Raw genomic sequence first — 25721 nt, forward strand, 5'->3', positions numbered from 1 at the left:
GGCCCGGCGGAATGAGCTCCACCGGGCCGGACGCCGAGGCTATGCGCTACCGCCGAGCTCAGCTCGGCTGTGCCTCGACGACCTTGGCGCTCAGGTGCGCCTCGATCGCCTCGAAGATGCGCGGACGCAGTTCCGCCGCGCTGATCACCGCGTCCACCGAGCCGACCTCCACGGCGCGCTGGATGTTGTGCACCCGGTCGAACTCCGCGGCGACCTGGCCGAGCTTCTCGGTGCGCACCGAGGAACGCAGCTCGTCGAGTTCGGCCTTGAGCGGGCCGCGCTCGGCGACCGCGGCGGCCGCGACCCGCGCTTCCAGCTCGCGGACCCGCTCGTCGGCGGCGGTGCGAGCGTTCACGTCACCGGCGAAGACCACCGCGGCGGCGGGCGCGCCACCGAGCACCGAGGCGAACGAGCCGTCGATGGCGAGCGCGGTCATGTTCGGGTTCAGCGTCTTGGAGAAGACGACGAACGCGCCGCCGTGGTAGCGCGAGATCACGCAGAACACGATCGGCCCACGGAAATTGACGATCGCGCGACCGATTTCGGCGCCGTACTCGAGCTGCAGCTTGCGCATCGATTCCGGGGAGCCGTCGAAGCCGGACAGGTTCGCCAGCACCACCAGCGGCCGGTTACCGCTGGCCGCGTTGATCGCCCGCGCCGCCTTCTTCGACGACCGCGGGAACAGGGTGCCCGCGGTGTAGGTGTCCGGGCCGTCGGTGGGCGGGAAGCCGCGGCGCGGCACCGACTGCGATTCGATGCCGAGCAGGCAGACCGGGATACCGCCGAGGTGCGCGTCCTGCACGACCGCGGTCTCCGCGTCGGCCATGCCCGCCCACCGTTCCAGCACCGGGTGGTCCTGGTCGGAGACGGCGCGCATGACGGTGCGGATATCGAAGGGCTTCTTGCGATCCGGGTTCGCCTTGGCCGAGAAGATCTCGCCGACCGTGGTGAAGTCGCTGCCCGCGAGCAGATGCGGGAAGTCCGAGACGTCGCGGTCGATCGGGTCGGTGGTCTCCGCGCGCCGCGGGTGCAGCTCGCCCGGGGCGATGTAGGTGTGGTCGTAGTGCGACATCAGCACCTCGCGGGCCGCGAGCAGGTTCGGCGCCCAGTACTGCGCCTGCCCGTTCGGTCCCATCACGCGGTCGTAGCCGCCGATGCCGAAGTTGTCCTCGGCCGAGACGCCGCCCGAGAAGTCCAGCGCCTGCTTACCGGTGAGCACCATCGCCGAGTCCGGCGTCATGACCAGGATGCCCTTGGTGTGCATGAGCATCGTCGCCTCGGCGTTCCAGTACGGCTGGGCGCCGACGTTGATGCCGGAGACCACGATGTTGATCTCGCCGCCGTCCTGGGTGAACTCGACGATCCGCTTGAGCGCGGCCGCCACCCAGTCCATGTTCTCGGTGCCGGACTTCATCGAGATGCGCGCGCCGGAGGACAGCGCGTACCACTCCAGCGGCACCCGCATCTGCTCGGCCAGATCCAGCGCGGCGATCACCCGCCGGCATTCCGGTTCGGAGAGCGCGCCGAGCGACTTGGTCGGGTCACCGAGCAGGATTACCCGGTTGACGCCTTCGGGGTGGCGGGTGGTCGGCGTGCTGACCACACCCGCGACCATCGCCGCGGAGTTGAGCCCCTTCGGCCGGTCGACGGGCACCAGCCGGTGCGTGTCGTCGAGGTCGTACTCGCGGAACGTGCCGAGCAGGCCGGTCAATTCGTACGGGTAGACGGTGTTGCGGCTGCTCGCGCGCAGCACCTTGAGCCGGTAGTCGTCGAGCGGTTCGACCAGGGCGGTCGAGGGCTCTTCCACGATCAGCTCGTGCCCGCCGGTGGCGTCGAAGGAGATCCGCATCGAGGTCTTGTTGAGCTCACCGGTCTGCGGGTCGCGCTGGCGCGCGATGAACAGCATCTCCTCCAGGCCCGCGCCGGCCGCGGTGGGCAGCACCCGATCCGCGATCACCAGCAACTCGGTGCGGGTGAGGCTGCTCGGCGGCCACACGTAGATCACGATCCGGTTGGTGTTGAAGCGGTTCTTCGACGGCCGCCGCGACTGGGCCCGCCGGATCGAGTCCAGGCAGGTGGCGATGGTGTTCTCCGCCGTCGGCAGCGCGATCAACCGGCCCTCGTGCTCACGCAGCTCGGTCAGGTCGCGCACCTGGGCGAACGCGACGAGGCGGTCGTCGGACGGATTCTCCTGCGCCACACAGCGGAACAGGTAGACCTCTTCGTCCGAGGACGGCAGCCGGGTCAGGTCGAATTTGCTGAGCCGTTCCATCTGCATCCGCTGCGCGATGTAGGGGTGCAGGCCGCGGATCAGCCGCTGCTCGACCATGCCGCTCGGCGAGGGCTCGAAGGTGAAGTGGTGGTGCATGACGTTGGCGCCGTTGCCCGCGACCGTGGCGGTGAGCCTGCGGACCTGCGCGGGCAGTGGGTACTGCTTGACCACCTCGTCGAGCAGCTGCGCCATCACCGCGAAGTCCTCCGGCTGCTGTGGCCAGGCGAGGTAGATGTCGGCGTCGACGGCGTCTTCCTCGCCGGCCAGCTCGGCGAGCCCGCGCAGCGCGTCGCCCAGCGCGTCGAAGCTCACCGCGGCCGAGGCCACCGACGAGTCCGCCCGCTCGGCGACCACGAAGGTGCAGCCCGCGGCCACCGTGGTGCGGACCCCGAGCAGTTCCTTGTTGCCGTAGTACCGGCGGGTCAGCACCTCGAGCATGATCGCGTTGTCGAGATCGTCGCGGTTGAGCCGCTGACCGAGGATCCGGACCAGCGGCTCGGTGCTGCGCACCATTTCGGCGATGCGCTCGGCGCGGTCCGGCGCGTCCGCGTGGGTGTCCAGATAGCGCAGGTGGTTGCGGATGTCGGCGTAGACCCGCGCCCGGTTGCGACGCAACAGCGGCTGACCGAACCAGGAGAACACCAGACCGCGCGCGAGGTCGGCGACCACCGGGAAGCGGACCTGGGTCGCGGCGATCAACCGTTCCAGGGTGCGGGCCGCGGGCTCGTGCTGTGCCTCGTCCGGCGGGGCCTCGCCGAGCCAGGTGCGCACCAGCGCGGTGACGATCGAGGCCGCGACCGACGCGCGCTGCTGGGCGAGGAAGATGCGGAACACCGCGGACTCGAGCTCGGGCGTGCGATCCAGTTCGGTCACGTCGTAGTGCTCGAGCGCGCGGGACAGCTTTGCCTGGAACGCTTCCGGGAGTCCGGCCCGCTCGACGTCGAGGCTCTGCAGGTAGGTGTGGAAGCGTTCCCGCGCACTGTGCACGTGACCGCCGATCTCGTCACCGGCCTGCCGGTTGCGGCTCAGCTCGGCCAGGTCGGCGAAGACCTCGATGAGGTCGAGTTCCTCGGTGAGCGGACGCTGGCCGTCCTCGACCGACGAGCGCCGCGCGGCGAGGTAGTCGTCGAGCACCCGGCCCTCGTCGTGCGGGTCGACGTCGAAGCCGAGCAGCAGGCTGCGCAGATCCTCGAGGCCGCGGCGGGTGCGCTCGCGCGCGGGCAGCGCCGCGGGCGCGGCGGGCAGGTCCAGCTCGACCGTCTCCACGGGGCCCTCGTCCTCGGCGTCCGCCTCGTCGCTGAGCGGCTCCAGCCACAGCATCGGCGCGCCGGTCTCCACCTGGGTGCCGACCGAGACCACGCACTGCTTGAGCCGCGCGTTGAACGGCGCGCGCAGCACCGTCTCCATCTTCATGCTCTCCAGCACCAGGACGGGCGCGCCCGCCTCGACCTCGGCGCCGATCTCCAGCGGCAGGGCGACCACCAGCGCGGGCGCGGGCGAGCGGACCACGCCGCCCTCGTCACGGCTGACCCGGTGCGTCACGCCGTCCACCTCGACCAGGTGCACGGTGCCGTGCGAGCCGGTGAGCAGGCGGTAGCGGGTGCCGTTGACGACGATCTGGCCGGTGTGCTCGTCGAAGCGGTCCAGCTCGACGTCCGCGGTACGGATATCGTCGCCGGCCTCGACGCCGACGCGGAAGCGGTTCGCGCCGACCCGCGCGACGCGGGCGCGGTAGCTCACGCCGCGCAGTGCGAGATCCAGCGCGCGGCCGCTCTCGTGCTGCACCTGCGGACGACCGCCGGCCGCGGTGGACAGCAGGCGTTCCTGTTCGGCGTGTTCTTCCTCCTCGTACGCCCCGATGGCCGCGGCGGCCAGCGCGACGGCGGAGTGGCGGTGCGAGACGAGCCTGCCCTGGGCGCGGACCCGGTCGATCCAGCCGGTGTCGGCGCTGGCGTCGATCACCTCGGGCTGATCGAGCAGGTCGATGACGAAGCTCTTGTTGGTCGCGCCGCCCTCGATGATCACCGTGGTGTCGGCCATCGCGCGGCGCAGCCGGCCGAGCGCCTCGTCGCGGTCGCGACCGTAGGCGATGATCTTGGCGATCATCGAGTCGAAGTCGGCCGGGATGGTGTCGCCCTCGCTGACGCCGGTGTCGACCCGGATGCCCGGACCCGCGGGCAGGTCGAGGCGGGCGATGCGGCCCGGCGAGGGCGCGAAGTCGCGGTCGGGGTCCTCGGCGTTGAGCCGGGCTTCGATGGCGTGGCCGCGCTCGATCGGGGGCTGCCCCTCGAGCTTGCCGCCGGACGCCACGTGCAGCTGTGCCTTGACCAGGTCGAAACCGGTGGTGGACTCGGTGATCGGGTGCTCGACCTGCAGGCGGGTGTTCACCTCGAGGAAGGCGAAGATCCGCTCGCCCGCGTGGTAGAGGAACTCGACGGTCGCCGCGCCGCGGTAACCGACCTTGACGGCCAGCCGCTCGGCCGAGGCCTTCAGCTCGCCGACCTGCTCGGCGTTCAGCAGCGGCGAGGCCGACTCCTCGATGACCTTCTGGTTGCGGCGCTGCACCGAGCAGTCGCGCACGCCGAGCGCCCAGGCGGTGCCCTGACCGTCCGCGATCACCTGCACCTCGACGTGGCGGGCGCCGGTGATCAGCCGCTCCAGGAACACGATGCCGCTGCCGAACGAGCGCGCGGCCTCCTGGCTGGTGCGCTCGTAGGCGTCGGTGAGCTCGTCGGCGCTGCTGACCATGCGGATACCGCGACCGCCGCCGCCCGCGGTGGCCTTGAGCATCAGCGGGTAGCCGATCTCGGTGGCCGCCGCCAGCGCGGCGTCCAGGCTCTCGACCGCGCCGCGGCTCCACGGCGCGACCGGCACGCCGACCTCCTCGGCGATCAGCTTCGCGCCGATCTTGTCGCCGAGCTTGCGCATCGCGTCGGCGTTCGGGCCGATGAAGGTGACCCCGATCTTCTCGCACAGTTCGGCGAACGCCGGGTCTTCGGCGACGAAGCCCCAGCCGACCCACGCGGCATCGGCCTTGGTCGCCACCAGCGCGCGCTCGAGCACCTTCAGGTCCAGGTACGGCCGCGCGGCCGCGGGGCCGAGATCGTAGGCCGTGTCGGCCTCCCGCACGAAAGTGGCGTTGCGATCCACGTCGGTGTATAGCGCGATGGTCTCGATCGTTGTCGCGGTCTCCGCGGCCAGCTCCCGCACGGCGTGGATCAGCCGCATCGCAGCCTCACCTCGGTTGACGATTGCGATACGCCTGAACACTCGACAAGTCCCTTCCTCTTCGTAGCGCCGGCACGGTCGGCCAACGGTCTTCGCGGCTCGGATCCCCGTGCTGTGCAGCTTATTCTGCGATGCGTACGCACGGCTCGCCGTGTGTGTTCGCATGCGCGATCGGTCGATGCAAGAAACGCAGGGGTGCAAAGGTTTCGGACCATAACATGCGAAGACACCACCAAACCCCCCTTCATTCTTATTACCCGCTGGTACGCGCGCGTTACACCATCAGGTGGGTGGCGCGATCTTCGCGATCGAGACCGCGCCCGCCCCGGCGGTCACGGTGACGAACTGGCGATATGTGCGCACCGCGGCGTCGGGACGGACCTCGGTGATCACCACGTCGAAGCGGCCGTCGGCCATCGGCGTGATCATCACGCAATGCTGCGTACCCGCCGGTACGGACCGGATGCCCGCGTCGATCACCGACACCGGCGGCACCGCGGCATCGGGCGTGGTCACCGCCCGCGCATCGGACCCGGACCGGGCCACGTAGTAGGCGTACTGGAACGCGAGGATCACGTCCGGTCCCGACGCGGTCGAACCGCTGCCGTTGCCGCGCACCAGTTGGTCGCCGCGGGTCGGCTGACAGCCGGGACCGCCGCCGAGCACCGGATCGGCGTAGGTGGCCGACTGACGCGGCGCACCGGCCTCCGCGGTGTACACGAGCACCACCGCGACCGCGGCCATCGATCCGGCCAGCGCGACGGTGCCGACCAACCAGGGCCGGCGCGTGCGGTAGGCGTGCCAGCGCTGCGGCCGCGGCGGAGGAATCATCCCCGGCCACAGCGGCACGGCAGCGCGACCTCTGCCGCGACGTGCGGCGATGTGCCCCCCGGACATGTTCGACGACGACATGACCGCCGCACCCCCTTACCGGTGCCTGTTCAGCGCAGCCGGGCACCCCTCAATGCCGTTGCGCAGTAACAACATTGCACACCCGTGCGAGTCGCGCCCGGCGAATCGCCAAGAGAGACCGCGCGGTCCGCGCACGAGCGGCGTCGCGGACCGGTTCGTTCCTGCCGGACGGCACTAGCCGAGCAATTGCTCGTGCACCTGTCCCAGCCGGTCGACGTAACGGCGCCAACCGAAACCACCGCGCGCGTAATCCGCCAGCGTCCGTTCCACCAGATCCCTTGCCGTGCGCCGGTTTCCCTCGGCCAGCGCCAACGCGGCCGAGATCGCGCGCGCCGCGAACCAGCTGGTGCGGCCCGGCTCGGTTTCGCCGTAGACCCGTTCGAGCAGCGTGCGCGCCTCGCTCAGCGCGCCCTGGGCGATGAGCACGTCGGCCAGATCGATATCGGCGACACTGACCTCGATACCCATGTGCGACAACGCCATTCGACAGTGCGACTCGGCGCTGTCCAGGCGGCCCGCGGCGAGTTCCACGCCGCCCCTGACCTGTTCGGTGAAAGCCAGCATGTGCCGGTCGTCGAGCCTGCGGCTGTAGTCGTCGGCCTCGGCGGCCACCTCGAGCGCCTCGTCGAACCGGCCGAGATCGAACAGCGCCCGCGCCTGGTTCGCCAGGCCGCGCGCGAGCCCCAATTCGTCGCCGAGCGCCCGATCGTATTCGGTAGCGCGGCGGTAGCTTTCGAGCGCGTCCTCGGCTAGCCCGGCGAACAGCTGTGCCGAGCCGCAGGCGTCCGCGCTCGCCGAGGCGCCCTGCACATAGTGCATCTCCTCGGCGCGCGCCTCGGCGGCCTGCAACGCTTCGATCGCGCTGCGATAGCGTCCGCGCTCGACGTCGATACAGCCGCGGTTGTAGTCGATCTGCAAGACCTGCTTGGGTGCCGCGGGATCGACCAGCTCGGCCGCCTCGGCCAGCAACTCCGCGGCCCGGTCCAGCTTGCCGAGCATGATCGCATGGAACGACCAGCAGGTCAGCGCCCGCACCCGATGCTCGGACCGGGCGTCGACAGTGTCGATCAACGCCTCGAAATGCCGGTTGGCCTCGCTGTACCAGGCCCGCGCGTTCCACGCCTGATGCATGGTGATCGCCAGGCGCAGCCCGGTTTCGGCGTGCGCGGTCCCCGGCGCGCGGGTCATGGCGGCGAGGATGTTGGGCCACTCGGCGAAGATCGCGGCGACGCTGGCGGCGGAGCTGAATCCGTCCCGGCTCTCGACCGCGCAGGCATGATCGAGGCACCACATCGCGTGCCTGCGGTGCAGTTCGGCCGTTTCACCCGCGGCGGTGAGCCGGTGCGCGGCATGGTCACGCACCGTCTCCAGCAGCACATAGCGGCGGTAGTCGCCGTCGGTCAGCACCGTGAGCAGGCTGCGCCGCGCCAGTTCCGCGAGCACGTCGGCGACCGCCGCACCGCCGAGTTCTGCTGCGGGAACGATGGATTCGATGGCCTCGGGGGCGAATCCGCCGACGAAGACCGAGCTGCGGCGCAGCACCGTGCGCGCGGGCGCGTCGAGCAGCTCGTAGCTCCAATCGAGCGCGGCGCGCAGGCTGGCGTGCCGGCCCGCCGCGGCATCGGGGCGGCCGCCGACGAGCAGGCGTACCCGGTCGTCGATCCGGTCCGACAGTTGCGCGACGGTCAGCGTTCTGGTGAGACCGGCGGCGAGTTCGATGCCGAGCGGCAGCCATTCGACGGCCGCGCAGATGCGCAGCATCGCGTCGCGGTCCGGCTCGGCCAGCGCGCCGTCGACGCGTTCGGCGAACAGCTCCACCGCCGGTCGGCGATCCAGCGCGCCGACGGGCATGACCTGCTCGTCCGGATGATCGAGCGCGCGCTGCGAGGTGACCAGCACCGACACCCGGTGCGCCAGCAACGCGTCGACGGTCGAAACGACTTCGGCGAGTAAGTGTTCCGCGTTGTCTAGGACCACCAGCGCGTCGGCCAGACCGGGGGCCAGGTCGGCGAGTTCGGCACCCGGCACCGCGTCCATATCCGCCGCCGCGGCGAGGGCGGGCGCGATCCCCGCGCCCTGCGGCAGCGCCGCCAGCTCGACGAACACCACCGCGCGATCGGTACGGGCCACCACACGAGCGGCCTCCAACGCGAGCCGGGACTTGCCGCTGCCCGCCGCTCCGACCAGCGTGACCAGTCCGGCGTCCGCCACCCGGCCGACCAACTCGGCCAGCTCGTCCGCACGGCCGAGAAACGACGTGTCCGGACCGGGAAGGCCGCTGCCCCAGCGCCTTTCGTCTGCCTCCTGGGCGGTGGGCAAGCGCAGGGCCGGATCGTGTCGCAGCATTCGATCGCGCAGCTCGATGGTCTCCGGTTCCGGCTCGACGCCGAGTTCCTCCGCCAGAGCGCCCCGCAGCCGATCCAGCACCGCCAGCGCCTCCGGCTGGCGGCCGGTGCGATACAGCGCCAGCGCCGCGAGCCGGTGCAGCGGCTCGTGCAACGGATGCGCGCCGGTCAGCCGGGACAGCTCGAGCACGGTCTCGGCCGCGCCGTCGGCGGCCAGCGCGGCCTCGATCCGCGTGATCACCAGGTCGAGCCGCCGCCGCTCCAGCCGGTCCGCTTCGAAATCCGCGAACGGCACCCCGCGCAGGTCGGCCAGGGCCGCGCCGCGCCACCACTGCAACGCCTCGGCGGCCGCCGCGCGCACCTGCGCGGTCCGGCCGGCCCGCTGCGCCACGGCGATCCGCTCGGCGGCCGCCGTCACCGCGGTCAGGTCGGTGACGGTCGCGGTGGTGGAGTAGCCGGTGGCCGAACGCACGAGCAGACCGGCATGCGGACCCAGGGCGCCGCGCAACCGTGACATCAACGACCACAGCCGCTCGACGGGCCGGCCGCCGCCGTCCTCGCCCCACAGATCCGCCACCAGCGTGGCATCGGCGATCACGGCGCCGCGCCCCAGCGCGAGCCGCACCAGCGCCGCGCGTTCGAGCGGCCGATCGATGACGATCTCGCGATCGCCGTCCCGGACGAGCACCGGGCCGAGCACCAGGATCTCCATACGCTGCGCCGCGCCGGCCGCGGCCCCAGCGGAACCGTTGCCGCGCTTCCCCTTTCGACGTCCGCCGAGCGAAATGCCGGTACCCGGGATGGTACGCGCGATCGACGCACCCGCCGAAGAACGCCCCGCGGTGCTCGTGCGGCCGCACCGCGGATCCCCTCCACCGCATTCTCCGGCGGGAACGCCCCCGAAAGCAGGCCGATGCCGCCTGCGTGATCCAGGTTGCCGGGCCGACCTTTCCGCGGCGTTTCACCCGCGTCTCATCGCCGCGGGCGCACCACGGCATTCCTCTGGCCGGGCGCGCGTGAGCCGGCGATCCCACCTAAGGTTGGGCACGACACGCGGAGCGGCGCCCGGCTGTGGCCGGTGGCAGGAGCGAAATGAGCGCGGTACGGGACAACAGCGGCGGGCCCCAGGCGGCTACGGCGGCCTGGCGTGGCAAGCGATATGTGGCGCTGGGCAGTTCATACGCCTCGGGGCCGGGTATCGCGCCGCGGGTGCCGGGCACGCCGCGGCTGGCCGGGCGGTCACAACGCGACTACCCCCACCTCGTGGCCGCCGCCGCCGGGCTGTCGCTCACCGATGTCACCAGCAGCGGAGCGACCTGCGAGCACATCCTGCACGCACGGCAGTTCCGGCAACCGCCGCAGCTCGCCGCCGTCACGTCCGAGACCGACCTGGTCACCGTCACGATCGGCGGCAACGACATCGGTTTGACGCCGTACCTGATCGCCCGGCGCCTGCCGCGCCCGCTGCTGCTGTTCCCGCCGCTGGCCCACCTGGGCGACGCGCGCGCCGTCCGGCGGCGATTGCCGACGGTCGAGGATCGAATCGCCGCGGTGCTGCACGCGATTCGGGAACGCGTACCCGAGGCCACGATTCTGGTGGTCAATTATCTTTCGGTGCTCGGACGGCGCGCGCCCACCGATTCGACGGTCGATCGCCACTATCGCGCGTTCGCCGAATCCCTTGCCGCGCATACCGCCGCGGCCGCCGAGCACTTCGGCGCCGAACTGATCGACGTGCGCACACCGAGTCTGGACCATGCCGCCGATTCGGCCGACCCGTGGACCGTGGACTTCTACTTTCCTTGGCCGGGAAAGACTTACGACGGTGCACCGTGCCATCCGACGGCGGCGGGGATGGCCGCGGTCGCCGACCTCGTCGTCGAACGGCTCGCGGCGCTGTCCCCCGCCGATCGCTCGCGTCCCTGATTTCGCGGCTCGCCGCAGTCACGGCCTCGCGCCGACCTCGGCTCTCGGCGCGCGAAAAGCCCGCACGAGCAGGTAAAGCAGCACACCGAGCGGCGCGAGCATGATCGTGAACACCAGCAGCGGGCTGATCAGCAGCGCGGGCAGATCCCGCTTTCGGCTGTCCAGGAAGATCCAGCGCCCCAGGAACAGGTCGAACGCGATGAAATGCGCCCAGGCGGCCGCCGCGCCGGCACTGCCCCCGAGCAAGACCTGCATTCCGGCCAGGTCCGCCCCGGACACGGCCGACCACACCGTCGCGAAGTCCGGCAGCACGACGACCGCGTAGATCAGCATCGGCGGTACACAGATCAGCGGGGAGGCGACGATGGCGGACGTCCGCCGCCACCACGGGGCGAGGATCATCAACGCCCAGAACGGGGCGGCGGTGTAGAACGTGAGGTCGAACAGGAAGCTGGTCATCGGACACCGCCGGTCGAGACCAGGGCCGGTGCGGCCGGTTTCGGCGGTACCGCACCGCGCAGCACCACCACGACCGAAGCTGTTACGGCGAGCGCGATCACGCCGAAGGCGAGCAGGGTCAGCGTGTCCGGATGCACCACCGACTGGCCGCGCAGGGCCTGCCAGGTGAGCACCGCGAGCAGCGCCGCGTAGGCCACACCGACCACCACCATGACGCCGCGTCGCGCCGACACCGCACGCAGCGCGGGCAGGCGCCGGGCCGCGAGTTCCACCGCGATCAACACCAGCGGAATCACTTGCAGCGCATGCATGCCCAGGAAATGCGGGATACGCAGATCGCCGCCCTCGGTACTCCAGCCGAGGATCGGCAGGCCCGGACCGCCGTCGGCGAGGCCGACGGTATGCGCGCCGCGGATCGAGCCGCCGCTGTCGAGTTGAGCCCGGGTCGGCTGGGTCATCAGCATGCCGAGGGCCGCGCCGATCACGGAAAGTACTGCGCCGGAACGGATCGCGAAGTCACGGGCGCGATCGTGCGCGGGGCTGCGGAACAGCGCTGCGGCGGCCAGCACGGTGGCCAGCCAGACCACGATGATGGTCGAGCCCATCGCCGACCACAGCGCGCCGTTGAGCGGGGTGGTGAAGTTGAAGTGACTGGTGGTGCCCCGGACGATCTGGATCACGATGATCACCAGTTCGACGCCGAGGCCGATCGCGGCGACGGTGCCCGCCCACCACGCGGCCCGCCGCCAGGCGGTGAGCTGGTCGATCAGCCAGGCCCAGGTCACGGCGTAGATCAGGGTGGAGAGCGCGAATTTCACCGCCTTGGTCCAGATCGGCAGGCCGGTGAGCACGCGGTCGTCCACGATCATCCCGCCGATCGCGAAGACGGTCAGGACCGCCATCGCGGCGGCGAGCAGGAGTAGCGGGCGATGCCAGTGCAGGAAGACGAGACGTCCGGCAGCGGGCCGGTATGCGGAGGTCATGGGTTCTGCTTTCGACGAGCCATGCGGACAGTGCGGAGTACTGCTATCGATAGTTGTACTATCGGTGCTGATTATGGATAGCTGTACTTCCCACTGTCAATAGGCCCGACCCGAGAGCAGGAGTCGCACATGCGGATCGCCGAACTCAGTCGCACGAGTGGCGTGCCGCCCGCGACGATCAAGTACTACCTGCGCGAAGGCCTGCTGCAACCCGGCCTGCGCACCCACCACAATCAGGTGGAGTACGGCGACCAGCACGTCAACCGGCTGCGCCTGGTACGCGCGCTCGTCGACATCGGCGGCATCTCGATCAGCGCGGCGGGCGAGCTGATCTCGGTCCTCGACACCGGCGATCTGACCGCGCGCCAGGCTCTCGGCGAGGCCATGTACGCGCTGGGCGCCCGGCGCTCCCCGGTCGGCGCGGACCAGCAGGCCACCGCCGAGGCCGACGTCGCTGACCTGCTCGCGCGCCGCGAATGGTCGGTCGACGACGAGAACCCCGCCCGCCACACCCTGACCGACGTGTGCGCCGCGCTGCGCCAGCTCGGGCACGCCGACGTGATCGCCAAGATGGACGACTACGCCGCGGCCGCAGAAGCCGTCGCCGCGATCGACATCGAACTGGTCCGCGGCGTGCCGACGGTCGAGCGCATGACCGAAACCGCCATCGTCGGAACGATTCTCGGCGACACGATGCTCTCCGCGTTACGCAGGCTCGCGCAGGAGCACGTGTCCGGCCGGGTGCTGCCGGACGACGACTGACTCACCGTCCGGCGTTCGCGCGCGACCGGTTCCAGCCGTTCCACGGGTCGGAATCCATTCGCTCATGGATACTTTCGCGCACCTGGGTGCGCATCGGCTCCGGCAGGCGATCGACGGCGGGCAAGCTGTCCGGCGACAGCACGGTCAAGTAGCCGATGTCGAACGGCTTACCCCGCTGCCAGCGATCGATGTTCTGATCGGCGATCAATCGTTCCGGATTCACCACGGCCAGCGCCAGCAGAGTTGCCATCGCGGTACCGAGTACGGTGCGCACCAACCACATTCGGCGCAGGCTGAGCACGGCCGCGAGCACCAGCAGATAGACCAGACCCAGCCACAGCTCGCAGACCTCCACCAGCAGCCGGAGCACGGTGAACCCGTAGGCCTGCTGATAGGTCCACATCCGGCCGAGTGCCGACGCGACGATGATCAACGAGAGCACAGCCACCGCACTGAGCAAGGCCCGCAACCACATCCGGTCGCCCGCCGTCGCCTGATCGGCCCACCGCAGCACCACCAGGAGCACGGCCAAGGTCAGGATGCTCACCACCGACAGCTGCCAGAATCCGGTCCGCGCGTACTCCGCGTAGGTCAGCCCGGCGGTGCGCTGGACATAATCGTCGCCGCCGAACAGCGCCACGAACTGCGCGATGACGAACACCGTGAACAACGCCGTCAACGCACCCACCGGCAACACCCACTCGATCCGGCGCAGCTGCCGAACCCGCAGTCCCCCATCGCTTTCCGAGGCAGCGAGCATGGGCGCGGCCAGCAGATACAAAGCGCCGGCGGCGGCGAGCCCCAGCACGGTGAACAGGAAGATCCACTGGAACGCGAGGCCGCCGTCGACCCGCGGCGTCACCGCGTCGAACAGGGCCGCGAACGTCGCGTCGGCCCCACCGAGCAGCGGCACGAACACCGCCAGCAACCCGAGCGTGACCACCGCCGACAGCGCGAGCCCCCACTCCCGCCGTGCCGCCCCCGACCGCACCCGCCCCACCCCGGCATAAAGCCACTGCACCCCTGGCAACGCCGACAGCGGCACCGCGAACACATCGAACCAAGCCCCGTTCGCCGAGCGCCGCCCGACCACAGCCAGCGACGCCGCCACCCCCGCCCCCACCAGACAGCACACGAACAACCACCCGGCAGCCCGGAATATACCCACTCCAGGTAGCACCAAAACCATTGCCACCCAATAGATCCGTGCCGCCTTGTCACCGAGCCCGGACCCCGTGCCACGGGCTGAGTCAGCCGGCTCGGCCCTGGTCACCAAGCCGTCGTCCGTTGCCCGACCGCCGACCCCAGCGCTGACCCCGGACACCGAAACGTCCCCAGACACCGACCCATCACCGGCCGCCCGGTCACCGCCGATCGCCTCGTCATCGCCGATCGCCTGGTCACCGCGGGTCGCCTGGTCACCGCCGATCGCCTCGTCACCGCGACTCGCCTGGTCACCGCAGGTCGCGGGGACGTCGCCGGGCGCACGATCGCTGCCGGTCACAGTGTTGCCACGAATCTCCGCAGCCTCACCGGCAGCGGGACGATCAGCAACCGCGGGCACATCACCGGACGCGCGGTCATAGCCAGACCTGAGACCATCGGTGGACGCGGAGTCTTTGGCTGCCGCGGCGTGATCACCGGACGCAGTGGTGCCACGGATCTCGGCATCGCCACCGTTCGCAGGGTGATCCTCGAGCGCGGGCGCATCGCGCGTCGCAGGATCGTCGCCGACCGCGGCGTTCTTGCCGGTTACGGCATGACCGCCGGACGTGAGGGGGCCGCCCGGCGCAGGCATATCGCGGGACGCGGAGTCGTCGCCGGACGCGAGGGCACTAGCAGGCGCGGGGCCATTGCCGGACGCCGTGTCGCCACGAATCTCCCGCGGCTCACCGGTCGCGGGATGCCCACCAGGCGCGGGCACATCGCGGCGCGCGGGCACATCGCGGCGCGCGGGCACATCGCGAGCCGCGGTGGCATCCCCCGACGCAGGCCCATCCCCGGAGGCAGGCACGTTATGTGGCGCGGGCACATCACCGGACGCGAAGGCAGCACTGGAGGCGGGCTTATCGGTGGGTGCAGGAGTATCTCGGGTGGCGGGGTTGCCCCAGATCGACGCCTCGTTGCCATCCGTTGACGCTGTAGCGGGCTGCGGCACCGACGTCGAGCCGTCCCCGCCGCGGTTCGATGTCACCTCCGCTGCGGTCGGGCCCGGGATCTGCTCTGCGGCAGGCAGTTCGGGAGATCGGGTAAGGGCTTTGCGGGCTTTGCGGTCGACGGCGCAGATCGCACCGACCGCGATGGCTGCGGCCAGGAACCAGCCGATGCCGGGGCGGTCCAGCGGGATCAGGACGGCTCCGGCGAGGCCGATCAGCAGTGTGGCGGTCAACGCGCCGGGTGGGTGGGTAACCCGTTTCCAGCGCGGGATTTTCGGTGGGACGCGCATCGGCTGCGACGCCGCAGAGCGCTGCACTTCGTCGTGGACTTGCGGCGTACCGGAAAGCACCGAAGACGTTGATCCACTGGCATTTTCGGGCATGACTACCCTCCTGAGGGTGTGCGGGATCGCCCCGGGACCTGATGGCGGCCCAGGGTGCGTGGAGTAGGAATCAGTCGGGCAGGACCACGCGGATCCGGGATCCGGGATCGGTGACGGCGATGGTGCCGCCGTGCAGGTCCACGACCCAGCGGGAGATGGCCAGGCCGAGACCGGTGCCGCCGCCGTCGGAGCGACCGCCGCGGGTGAACCGATCGAAGACTCGCGCACGGTCGGCGCGCGGTATCCCCGGCCCGTCGTCGGCGACCTCGATCACGAGTTCCCCGGGCAGTCGGCGCGCGGTGACGCGCACTTCACCGCCGGCCGGACCGTGCCGGGCGGCGTTGTCGAGCAGATTGAGCAACACCTGGTGCAGCCGGGCGCGGTCCGCGAACACCGTTGCGGCACTGGGCTGCACATGACTGGTGAAGTACACCCCGCGCCCCAGCGCGGCCGCCGCGACCTCGGCCTCGGCCACCACCTCGGCGAACAGCGGTGCCACATCGAGCTTCTCACGGTCCAGCGGAAAAGCGCCCGCCTCGATGCTGGACAGGTCGAGCAGTTCGGACACCAGCCGACTCAGCCGCTCGGTCTGGGCGAGTGCGGTGCGCAGCGTCTTCGGATCCGGTTCGGAGACACCGTCGACGAGGTTTTCCAGCACCGCGCTCAACGCGGTGATCGGCGTGCGCAACTCGTGCGAGACGTTCGCGATGAGATCGCGGCGCTGCTGGTCGGCGGCCGCGAGATCGGCGGCCATCTGATTGAACGCCTCGGCCAGCTGTCCGACCTCGTCACGCGAACTCGCCCGCACCCGGCGGGTGTAGTCGCCCTGCGCCATCCGCTTGGCCGCCGCGGTCATCTCCCGCAGCGGCCTGGTGATGCCGTGCGCGAGGAACTGAGAGGTGGCCAGCGCGATCACCATCGCGGCGACCGTCGTCCTCGGCGGCAACCAACCGATCTTGAACCGGAAGAACCCGAACGCGATGCCGCCGGCGCACAGCATGAGGATGGCCAGCTTCAACTTGATCGAACGCACCGGATCCAACGGGCGCGGTAACACGTCCGCCACCCAGTCCGAGGTGAGCCGCAGTCGCCGCGCGAGTGCACCCCCCTCGGCGGGGTCCGTGCTCATCGCGCCTCCAGGGCGTAACCGACGCCGTGCACGGTCCGGATGAGGTCGGCGCCGAGCTTGCGCCGCAACGCCTTGATATGACTGTCCACCGCGCGAGTGCCCGCCGCGTCGGCCCAGTCCCACACCTCCTCGAGCAGCCGTTCGCGGGCCAGCACCACGCGCGGGCGGCGCGCCAGCCGGGCCAGCAGATCGAACTCGAGCGGCGTGAGCTGGGCTTCGACCTCGGCGCGCCAGACCCGGCGCTGGTCGATATCGATGCGGAGATCACCGACGGCGATCACCGTGCCGTCGCGATCGGCGGCCCGATCCATCCGGCGCAGCAGTGCGTGCACCCGGGCGGTGAGCACCCGCAGCGAGAACGGTTTGGTCAGATAGTCGTCGGCGCCGACGCCGAGCCCGATCAACTGGTCGGTCTCGTCGGTCCGCGCGGTCAACATCAGCACCGGCACCGGCCGCTCCGCCTGGATCCGGCGGCACACCTCGAGCCCGTCGAACCCGGGCAGCATCACGTCCAGCACGACGAGGTCCGGCGTCAGCGCGGCGGCCGCGGCCACCGCGCCCGGCCCGTCGTGCGCCAGGTCCACGGTGAATCCCTCGGCGCGCAACCGGGCCGCCACGGACTCCGCGATGGTCACCTCGTCGTCGACCACCAGGATCCGCCGCAGCGCCCGTCCCCCACCCGCTCCGTTCTGCTCCATGCTCGCAAACCCTAGCCACCACCTGTGGAGAGCCGCCGCACCAAATGTGGAGATTCCGTGTGCGGGCGGCCGCGTGACACGGCCGGGCCGGATTCGGCACGACGCGCGAAACCGGGCGGTGTTTTAGGCTGCGGACATGAATCCTCGCCTGCAATACAGGGATTGGCCTGGTGAGGCCGAGGGGCGGCTGGAGTGGTTGCGGGCCGACCTTTCCGACGATATCCAGCTGGACTTCCGCGACGGGACCACGTTGCACGAATTGGAGGCGGAGCTGCTGCGCCGGTTCGACGAGGTGGCCGCGCTCGACGCGCCGGAGGTCGGGCCGTTCGTCGCCGGTGTAGCCACCTACCTGGGCGAACTGCTCATCCGGCGCACCGGCGCGCGCTGGAGCTGGCCGGTGCAACCGGCCGCCGGGGACCCGCCGACGCTCATGCTCACCGCGGATTTCGACTTCGAGGTCGTCTCGCCGTGGGACATCATCGCCGCGGCCGTACGGGACCGCACCGGCACCGCGTTCACCGCGTTCCTGCGCCGGTGGGATCCCGTCGAACAGGCCACTGATCCGCACTGAATCCGAGTTACCGCTGTGCGGCCGGCCGCGGCTCGTGCTCGATGCCCGCGTGCTCGGCACCGCGGCGGAAGCGCAGTAGACGCAGCGCGTTCGCGACGACCAACAGGGTCGAGCCTTCATGGATGAAGACCGCGGGGCCGATGGGCAACCCGATGAGCGTCGCGGGCACCAGCGCGGCGACGATCAGCAACGAGAAGGCCAGGTTCTGCCGGATGATCCCGGCCGTCCGCCGGCTCAGCGCCACCGCGAACGGCAGCCTGCCGATATCGTCGACCATCAGTGCCACATCGGCGGTTTCCAGCGCGACCGCCGAGCCGCTCGCCCCCATCGCGATGCCGACCGAGGAGTTCACCATCGCGGGCGCGTCGTTGACGCCGTCGCCGACCATCGCCGTGCCGTTGCGGCCGCCCAGCCGCTTGACCATGGTGACCTTGTCCTCGGGCAGCAGCCCGCCGTGCGCGGCGTCCAGACCCATGTCCGCGGCGACCGCGTCGGCGACGCGCTGGTTGTCTCCGGAGATCAAGACGATGTTGTCGATCCCGAGCTCACGCAGCCGGGCCACCACGGGCGCCGCCTCCGCGCGCGGGCTGTCCATCACCCCGACCACACCCAGGTAGGCGCCCGCGTGCCGGACGATCATGGTGGTGCGGCCCTGATCGTGCAGGTCGTCCACGATCTCGACGAGCGCCGCGGGCAGACCCTCGGGATCGAGTTCGGTGAACATGGTGCGGTTGCCGACTTCGGTGGCCCGGCCGTCCACCAGCGCGGTCACACCCCGGCCGGTCACCGAATTCACTTCCGACGCTGTGCGTTCCGCATCGGCGGGCACGAGCAGCGCGAGGTCGCGGGTGATCGCGCCCGCCAGCGGATGATCGCTGTAGGACTCCACGGCGAACAGCGTGGTGATCAGCTCGTCACGTAACTCGGGGCGCACCGGGACGATTTCGGTGACCCGGGGTTGGCCCCAGGTGAGCGTGCCGGTCTTGTCGAACGCCATCGAGCGCACGCGGCCCAGCGTCTCGAGTGGGCCGCCGCCCTTGGCCAGCACACCCGCGTGCGCAGCCCGCGCGATCCCGGCCAGCACCGCGCTCGGAGTCGCGATCGCCAGCGCGCACGGGCTCGCCGCGACCAGCACCACCATGGCCCGGTAGAAGCTGTCCGCGAAAGGTTCCGCATTGACGAACACACCGAACGCCAGGACGCCGAGCACACCGGCCAGCACTACGGGCACATAGAACTTCTGGAACCGGTCGATGAACCGCTGGGTCGGCGATTTCTGCGTATCGGCCTCGCGCACCATGGTGATGACCCGGGCCAGCATGCTGTCGGCGGCCCGGCTGGTCACCAGCACGTCCATCGCGCCGGCGCCGTTCATGGTGCCCGCGAACACCCGATGCGTTTCCGGTACGGCAGTACTACTCGACAACGCGGCCTGCGCATCGGCGACCGGCGCCTTCTCCACCGGAATGCTCTCGCCGGTGACCGAGGATTCATCGACACTGCTCACGCCCGCGACCACGACACCGTCCGCGGCGAGCCGCGAATTCGGCAGCACCACAACCACGTCGCCGATGGCCAGCTCGTCGACGGGCACCGCACGCACCGCGCCGTCCGGACCGCGGACCAGCGCGGTGCCCGGCGCGAGTTCGGCCAGCGCCTCGATCGACCGCTGCGCCCGGCCCATCGCGTACTCCTCGAGCGCGTGCCCGAGGCTGAACAGGAACAACAGCACCGAACCCTCGGCCCACTTGCCGACCATGGCCGCGCCCACCGCCGCGACCAACATCAGGAAATCGACCTCGAACCGGCCGCGCCGCACCGTCGCGATCGCGGTGCGGATCGTGAAGAAGCCGCCGAAGAAATAGGTGGCGGCGAACAGCACGATCGCCACCCACTCGGGTGCGGATACCAGGTACTTCGCGGTCATGCCCGTGGCGTAGGCGATACCGGAGGCGATGGCGAAGATCAGCTCCGATCGCTCCCCCATCCATGCGTTTTTGTGGTCATGCCCGGCTGCTCGTCCGTCGCTGCTCATAACCACATCATATGCATAGATCGCTATATCTGCATAGCTTTATTTCCCTGATGCGGTCGGCGCAGGCGGACCGCGGCTCGTCGCTGTGCGCCTGACGAGTCGCGCCGATCCCTTGGTCAGCCGAGGACCGTCACTTCCCAGCGGCCGCCGTCGTTCAGGCACCTCTATACCGGCACGGCACCGCTCACCAGTGCATCAGCGGGTTGCTGTCGCGTCACGAAGATCGCCGCCGCCCCGCCGCCCGACCCGTCCGGCGACGCGAGACGCCGCTCCGCCGGGCGGGGGTGGGCGCGCGTCGCCTAGCATCGCGACATGTGATCACCGTTGCCACCTGGAATGTCCTGCATCGCATTCATGCCGAGAACTGGTACGAGGATGTCTCCAGCAGATGGCCGGACGAGGCGGCGCGCATCGACGCGGTCACCGCGCGCATCGCGGCCCGCACCGAACAGCTGATCGCGCTGCAGGAGGTCAGCGGTGACCAGTTGATCAGCCTGCGGGCCGGATTGCCCGACCGCACAGTGCATTCCATGCAGTATCAACGGCTGCCCACGGCGCGCAGACACGCCAGCCGGCTGCGCGATCCGAGCGAACACCTGGTGCTGATCGTCGCCGGGCCCAGCCGGGACATCGCGGCCGAATCCTTCGCCGACGACCCGGGCAAGGGCGCGCTGGTGATCACCGCCGCGGGCGTGCTCGTCATCGCGACGCACGTGACCGGCGATCGGCGGCGCGCGGGCCAGTTCCGCCGCTTGGCCGAATTGGCCTCCAGCACACCGGAATACCCGGCGGTGCTGCTCGGCGACTACAACATCGACCGCGCGACCGTCGCCGAGCAGTTCGGCGCGGGCTTCACCGTCGCCGACCTCTCCCCCGACGCCCTGCCGACCCGTCCCCGCTCCTCGGGCGCGAAATCGCAGTACATCGATCACGTGGTGGTGCGCGACGCGACGGTGCACGAGGTGGCGGTCGAGGACGTCGACGGACTGTCCGATCACAACCTCGTGCGCGCGGCCATCACGCTGTGAGCCGGGGCCCAACTGCCCCGCCGGGCAGATGATCCGATTCCCCGGCGGCCCTGCCCGACCCGGCCGAGAATGCTCCTATGGTCGAGATCAGCCGCGGGGTCGCCACCGTGAACGGCATCCACATGCACTACCGGCGCGCGGGATCGGGTTCGGCGCTGGTGCTGTTGCACGGCTGGCCGCAAACCGGCTACTGCTGGCGGCGCGTACTACCCGCCCTGGCGGAGCGGCACACCGTAATCGCCCCGGACCTGAGGGGTTACGGGCACACCGACAAACCGACGACCGGCTACGACAAACGGACGATGGCCGCCGACGTCGCGGCACTGCTCGAATCCCTCGGCTTCGACACCGCCGCCGTGGTCGGCCATGATCGTGGCGCGCGGGTAGCCCACCGCTGGGCCCTGGACCGGCCCGATCAGGTCACGAAACTCGCTGTGCTCGACATCATTCCGACCAGGGAGACCTGGCGGCGGATGGATGCCGCGCTGGGGCGGCGCTTCTTCCACTGGTTCTTCCATCTGCAACCCGATCTGCCGGAACGTCTTGTCGGGCACGATATTTCCGGGTATCTGCGGTACTTCTTCGAAACCTGGACAGTCAATCGGCACGGTCTGCCCGGCGAGGCCATCGACGAATACATTCGCGCCTTCAGCACTCCCGGCGCGCTGCGCGCGGGTTTCGACGACTACCGCGCGGCCGAACTGGACACCGAGCACGACAATGCCGACGCGGGGCACCGCCTGCGCATGCCGGTGCTCGCGCTGTGGGGCGCCGCCAGTTTCCTCGAAGAGATACCGGCCCTGGAGATCTGGCGTGAGTATGCCGAAAATGTCACCGGCGCAGCCATTCCCGAATGCGGCCATTTTCTCGCCGAAGAACGGCCGCAAGCCCTGCTCGCACACCTGACCGAATTCCTCGCCGCCTGATTGCGCTTGCACCGAGATCTGGTCACGGAACGGTCATCGACCACGCCGCAGACCGGCTGGTCTGGGAGAATTCCGGGTGGCCCTGACGCGTGTCCGCGAACGAAAGGTGCGACATGGTTGCGCTGGGACGGTTCGGCAGACGGCTCGCGGTCGGCGCGCTCACCCTGATCTGCGCCGCCGGTGCGCACGGTGTCGCGACGGCGGTCGAGCCGAGCACCAGCCTCGGCGGCGGCTCGGGGATCCTGCTCGGGCGCGGCGCGTGCACGCTGACCACCATCGGCTACGACCGCGCCGGCCGACTGGTCGGGCTCACCGCGGGCCACTGCGCGGAACTCGGCATGTCCGTACGGGCCGAGCAGACCCCGGACGCGGGCGTGCTCGGCACGGTCGCCGCCGTCGACCACCAGAACGACTATGCGGTAGTCGAATTCGACCACGCCAAGGTGCGGCCGAGCAGACAGGTCGCCGCGACCGTGATCGGTGGCGTCGGCGCACCGCCACGCCCCGGGGACGTGGTGTGCAAACACGGACGGACCACCGGATACAACTGCGGTGTCGTCTGGGATACGCACCGGTGGTGGTTCCAGAACCAGTCCTGCTCGCAGCCCGGCGACTCCGGCGGACCGGTCACCCTCGGCGACCGCCTCATCGGTATGAACGTCGGACACATCGGCATCCCCGCCACCGCCCTGCCCGCCGTCGACCTGATGTGCAGATCCGCCGCAGGGCCGCTGCACGACGTCGCCGTCGCCACCCAGATCGGCATGGTGCTCGCCGACATAGATCGCACAGGCGGCATCGGTTCCGGATTCCACCCCCTCTGAGCCCAAGCACCTCGCTCCGCATCCGGCGAGAACCACAGCGCGGGCCGAACGTAGATTTGCCCGAGGCACACGCGGCAGGCCGCCGAGCGCTGGAACTCTCACCGGACGCCGATCCGCAAGCGGTGCGGAAGAACTCGTGCGGCCGTGGACTGCGCCATCTTCGCACGAGGGCTTACCCGAGGCAGATCACAGGCGCTCCCCTCCTTGGTTACGCCCGCAACTGTTCCCCCGCAGGCTCCAGTGGGACGCGTTGCCAACAAACGCACCGCGCACACTGGCGATGACCTCCCACGCACCCTGCCAACCTCACGAGGACTGGCGATCGAGCGCCGACACGCCGTCGATGGGCTGGACACTCGATCAGGAGGAAATGGTGGCGGCGAGCTCTCGGGCGATGCCGCCACCATTTCCCCCTGATCAGTTGACCAGTTCGTTCGATCTTCCGATGCGAGCGTCGGCTGCGGACCGTCGGGCGTCCGGGGCGTGTTGGTCGGGACGGGGGCAGGAGGGGGCGCGGGTGGGCCGTACGATGGGTCGGTGCGGAATCCGGTGGCGAGCATGGCGCGGGTGCGCGGTGCGTTCGTCGGCTCCGCGTCAGGGGCAGTGAGCATCGCGGCCCATGCGGTCGGTGGTGGCACCGTGTCGTCCACGCAGTCCCCCATCGTCTTGCTGATCGCCGCGTGCACCGGGGTCGGTGTGCTGGTCGGTGTGCGACGGAACCGCTACGGCGTCGCCGAGATCATGGTGCTGCTGGCAATCGGACAGGCGGTGGGCCACCTCGCGTTGACCGTCGCACCCGGGCATCAGCACAGCGCTGGCATGTCCGCGGTGATGCTCGGCGCACACCTCGCCGCCATCCCCCTCGGTGCCGCACTCATCCGCGGCGCCGAACTCGCCGTCGTCCGAGCCGTTTCCGCCGCACACCGAGCGGTCCGGGTGCTCGACGCCGCTCCGGCTCCCCCATTCGAACTGGCCTACGCGATCCCCCTCGGATCGCTCACGACACCCCGCCGCCTACTCCGCAGCTCCGGCTTCGGTCGCCGCGGACCACCGCACACCCTCTGACCGCAGCAGACCAGCAGCCGCCGTATCACCCGAGCCCCGTTGCCGAACAACAGGATTCGCTATACGGCAAGCGACGCCAACTGCCCCCGTGTCACCGGGACCAACAGCCACTCCGGCAACGCTGCCACTGCGGCAACGGGACCGGCTCGGCAACGCTGCCAGCTCGGCAACGGGACCGGCTCGACTAGGTTGTCAGCTCGGCAACGGCAACGCCCCGGCAACGCCGTCAGGTCGGCGAGGTAACCGGCTCGACTAGGTTGTCGACTCGGCAACGGCAACGCCCCGGCAACGGCAACGCCCCGGCAACGCTGCCAGCTCGGCAACGTGACCCGCCAGGCGACGTCATGTCGACACAGCGGCACAGCCACGCCGACGACTCACCGAGTCATCGGCGTTGGTCTACGCCGCGACGCCGCCAGTGCCACCGGACACGGCAACTCGGCCAGCACGGTAATGCGGACCGCACGGTAATGCCGCAGACTCGGGAACCGGCTGGCTCGGAAAGGTCACGGGCACGGCAAAGGTGAAGCAGCGTCACTGGCTGAGCGAGCTATCGGCGCAGCCGACGCCGACAGTCGGGCGACGCACCGGCTCGGCGGCAGGAGCGCTCGGCCTCGTCACCGGCTCGGCGAGCTACGGCACACACCGGAACCCCGCGTACTACTGAGCCCGGCGACACCGCCGGCCCGGTGATGCCGTCTGCGCGGCAACCGCCACCCCGGTTGACACCGCCGACACTGCCAATGCCGCCAGCTCACCGACCATCAGCACAGGCCGATGCGCTTGCGCAGCCAACGCCACCGGCACGGTCTGTGACCGGCTCGACGAGCCCCCGACACCAGCGGGCGGCCGACGCCAACGCCCTGCAGGGTCACCGGCTCAGCAAGGTCATCGACTCTGCCGACGCCACCAGGCTCGGCAGGACCACCGGCTCGGCACGGTCACCGGCTCGGCACGACCACCGGCTCAGCAGGGCCACCGGCTCGGCCGACGCAACCCGGCTCGGCAGCACCGCCGGCCCAGCAGGGTCACCGGCGCCGCCGACGCCACCCGGCTCGGCAGCACCACCGGCTCGGCAGGGTCACCAGGAGGGTCACCGGCTCAGCAGGACCGTCGGCTCGGCCGACGCCACCCGGCTCGGCAGGACCACCGGCTCAGCAGGGTCACCGGCTCCGCCGACGCCACCCGGCTCGGCGGGATCACCGGCTCGGCGAGGAACGGCCGACGTCGGGCTCGGTGAACCGGCGGACCCGGCGCCACGGCCAGCTCGAGGCTGTCGGCTCGGTGGTGCTGCCGGCTGGTGAGACTGCTGCGGTCCGACGGGTGTCTCGCCCTGACCGTCCGGTGCCCGTGGCTCGGTCGGCGTTGGCCAGCACAAGGTTCTCGCTCAGCGGCGCAACCGATTTCGCGGCTGAAACCGCGGTTCATTGGGCTGCCTTCGGGCGACATCGGCTGATTCATATTCCTTTCTTCGATCGGAGTTCCATATGCGTACCCCCACAACGGTTTCCCGTACCACTGTCCTGCTGCGCGGTGCAGCAGCGGCTGCTGCCGTTCCCCTGCTGCTCGTCGCCTGTTCGTCGAACGACAAGGCCGAGGCGAAGGCGGCGGAGGCGGTGACGATCACAGATCAGTGGGTGAAGGCCGCGGACGGTGGGATGTCGGCGGCGTTCGGACAGCTCAGCAACGGGAGCGACCAGCCGCGCACGGTGGTGTCGGCGTCGAGTCCGGCGTCGAGCCGGGTCGAACTGCACGAGGTGGTGGCGGACGCGAGCGGAACCAAGACGATGCGGCCGAAGCAGGGCGGTTTCGTGATTCCGGCGCACGGGAAGACCGAGCTGCGGCCGGGCGGTGACCACATCATGTTCATGGGGCTCACCGGCCCGCTGCGCACCGGTGCCGAAACCCCGGTCACCCTCACCTTCGAGGACGGATCGAGTACTACGTTCACCGCGCAGGTGCGCGATTTCTCCGGCAACCAGGAGAACTACGCACCTGATCACGCGGACGGCGCGCAGG

The 25721-nt window shown here is 70.3% G+C and carries 17 protein-coding genes; 8 read left to right on the top strand and 9 right to left on the bottom strand.

What is annotated here, in order from left to right; translation table 11 throughout:
* Positions 1 to 58: 58 nt before the first annotated feature.
* The 3 genes from NBRGI_RS29960 to NBRGI_RS29970 all read right to left on the bottom strand — a co-directional run bounded on the left by NBRGI_RS29960 (position 59) and on the right by NBRGI_RS29970 (position 9469).
* On the bottom strand, positions 59 to 5542 hold the full coding sequence (locus NBRGI_RS29960; RefSeq protein ID WP_029900549.1) for an ATP-binding protein: 5484 nt from the start codon (positions 5540 to 5542) through the stop codon (positions 59 to 61).
* Between the two features lie 240 nt (positions 5543 to 5782).
* Positions 5783 to 6331 (bottom strand): hypothetical protein, encoded by a 549-nt coding sequence (locus tag NBRGI_RS29965; protein ID WP_228832201.1) that lies wholly within the window; start codon positions 6329 to 6331, stop codon positions 5783 to 5785.
* Positions 6332 to 6586: 255 nt separating this feature from the next.
* On the bottom strand, positions 6587 to 9469 hold the full coding sequence (locus tag NBRGI_RS29970) for an ATP-binding protein (RefSeq protein ID WP_029900550.1): 2883 nt from the start codon (positions 9467 to 9469) through the stop codon (positions 6587 to 6589).
* 380 nt (positions 9470 to 9849) lie between these two features.
* Here NBRGI_RS29970 and NBRGI_RS29975 point away from each other — a divergent pair, with 380 nt between their 5' ends.
* The gene (locus NBRGI_RS29975; protein WP_148310992.1) at positions 9850 to 10683 is read left to right on the top strand and encodes an SGNH/GDSL hydrolase family protein; all 834 of its coding nucleotides are present in this window, start codon (positions 9850 to 9852) and stop codon (positions 10681 to 10683) included.
* 18 nt (positions 10684 to 10701) lie between these two features.
* Here NBRGI_RS29975 and NBRGI_RS29980 read toward each other — a convergent pair whose 3' ends face one another.
* Together NBRGI_RS29980 and NBRGI_RS29985 are read right to left on the bottom strand one after the other, a co-directional pair.
* Complete coding sequence (locus tag NBRGI_RS29980) at positions 10702 to 11142, bottom strand: ABA4-like family protein (RefSeq protein WP_029900552.1); 441 nt, start codon at positions 11140 to 11142, stop codon at positions 10702 to 10704.
* Positions 11139 to 12125, bottom strand: a complete 987-nt coding sequence (locus NBRGI_RS29985; protein WP_029900553.1) for a hypothetical protein — start codon at positions 12123 to 12125, stop codon at positions 11139 to 11141. The genes NBRGI_RS29980 and NBRGI_RS29985 overlap by 4 nt, the downstream gene beginning before the upstream one ends.
* A 129-nt stretch (positions 12126 to 12254) precedes the next feature.
* Here NBRGI_RS29985 and NBRGI_RS29990 point away from each other — a divergent pair, with 129 nt between their 5' ends.
* The gene (locus tag NBRGI_RS29990; protein ID WP_029900554.1) at positions 12255 to 12887 is read left to right on the top strand and encodes a MerR family transcriptional regulator; all 633 of its coding nucleotides are present in this window, start codon (positions 12255 to 12257) and stop codon (positions 12885 to 12887) included.
* A 1-nt stretch (position 12888) separates the two neighbouring features.
* On the opposite strand, the gene NBRGI_RS49325 is transcribed toward NBRGI_RS29990, so the two are convergent.
* The 3 genes from NBRGI_RS49325 to NBRGI_RS30005 all read right to left on the bottom strand — a co-directional run bounded on the left by NBRGI_RS49325 (position 12889) and on the right by NBRGI_RS30005 (position 17253).
* Positions 12889 to 15426 carry a DUF4153 domain-containing protein gene (locus NBRGI_RS49325; protein WP_235211146.1) on the bottom strand — a complete coding sequence of 846 codons (2538 nt, stop codon included), beginning with the start codon at positions 15424 to 15426 and terminating at the stop codon, positions 12889 to 12891.
* A 70-nt stretch (positions 15427 to 15496) separates the two neighbouring features.
* Positions 15497 to 16426 carry a HAMP domain-containing sensor histidine kinase gene (locus NBRGI_RS30000; protein WP_370466255.1) on the bottom strand — a complete coding sequence of 310 codons (930 nt, stop codon included), beginning with the start codon at positions 16424 to 16426 and terminating at the stop codon, positions 15497 to 15499.
* Between the two features lie 125 nt (positions 16427 to 16551).
* Positions 16552 to 17253: a response regulator transcription factor gene (locus NBRGI_RS30005; RefSeq protein ID WP_148310993.1), complete on the bottom strand. Its 702-nt coding sequence runs from the start codon at positions 17251 to 17253 to the stop codon at positions 16552 to 16554.
* Positions 17254 to 17389: 136 nt separating this feature from the next.
* On the opposite strand from NBRGI_RS30005, the gene NBRGI_RS30010 reads away from it, so the two are divergent.
* The gene (locus NBRGI_RS30010; protein ID WP_029900558.1) at positions 17390 to 17824 is read left to right on the top strand and encodes a hypothetical protein; all 435 of its coding nucleotides are present in this window, start codon (positions 17390 to 17392) and stop codon (positions 17822 to 17824) included.
* Between the two features lie 7 nt (positions 17825 to 17831).
* Here the strand turns inward: NBRGI_RS30010 and NBRGI_RS30015 are convergent, their stop codons facing one another.
* Positions 17832 to 19811, bottom strand: coding sequence for a heavy metal translocating P-type ATPase (locus NBRGI_RS30015; RefSeq protein ID WP_029900559.1), 1980 nt, complete (start codon positions 19809 to 19811; stop codon positions 17832 to 17834).
* A 362-nt stretch (positions 19812 to 20173) separates the two neighbouring features.
* Between NBRGI_RS30015 and NBRGI_RS30020 the strand changes: the two genes are divergently transcribed.
* From NBRGI_RS30020 to NBRGI_RS30045, 5 genes are all read left to right on the top strand, one after another.
* Entirely contained in the window at positions 20174 to 20887 is a 714-nt protein-coding gene (locus NBRGI_RS30020; RefSeq protein ID WP_029900560.1) for an endonuclease/exonuclease/phosphatase family protein, read from the top strand.
* 77 nt (positions 20888 to 20964) lie between these two features.
* Positions 20965 to 21813 (top strand): alpha/beta fold hydrolase, encoded by an 849-nt coding sequence (locus NBRGI_RS30025; RefSeq protein WP_029900561.1) that lies wholly within the window; start codon positions 20965 to 20967, stop codon positions 21811 to 21813.
* Positions 21814 to 21926: 113 nt separating this feature from the next.
* Positions 21927 to 22637, top strand: a complete 711-nt coding sequence (locus tag NBRGI_RS30030) for a S1 family peptidase (RefSeq protein WP_029900562.1) — start codon at positions 21927 to 21929, stop codon at positions 22635 to 22637.
* Between the two features lie 537 nt (positions 22638 to 23174).
* Positions 23175 to 23702, top strand: a complete 528-nt coding sequence (locus NBRGI_RS30035) for a hypothetical protein (RefSeq protein ID WP_029900563.1) — start codon at positions 23175 to 23177, stop codon at positions 23700 to 23702.
* Between the two features lie 1487 nt (positions 23703 to 25189).
* The coding region (locus NBRGI_RS30045; RefSeq protein ID WP_051728140.1) for a copper chaperone PCu(A)C at positions 25190 to 25721 on the top strand (532 nt) is incomplete at its 3' end.

The sequence above is a fragment of the Nocardia brasiliensis IFM 10847 genome, from assembly GCF_000710915.1.
Classification (GTDB): Bacteria; Actinomycetota; Actinomycetes; order Mycobacteriales; family Mycobacteriaceae; genus Nocardia; species Nocardia brasiliensis_A.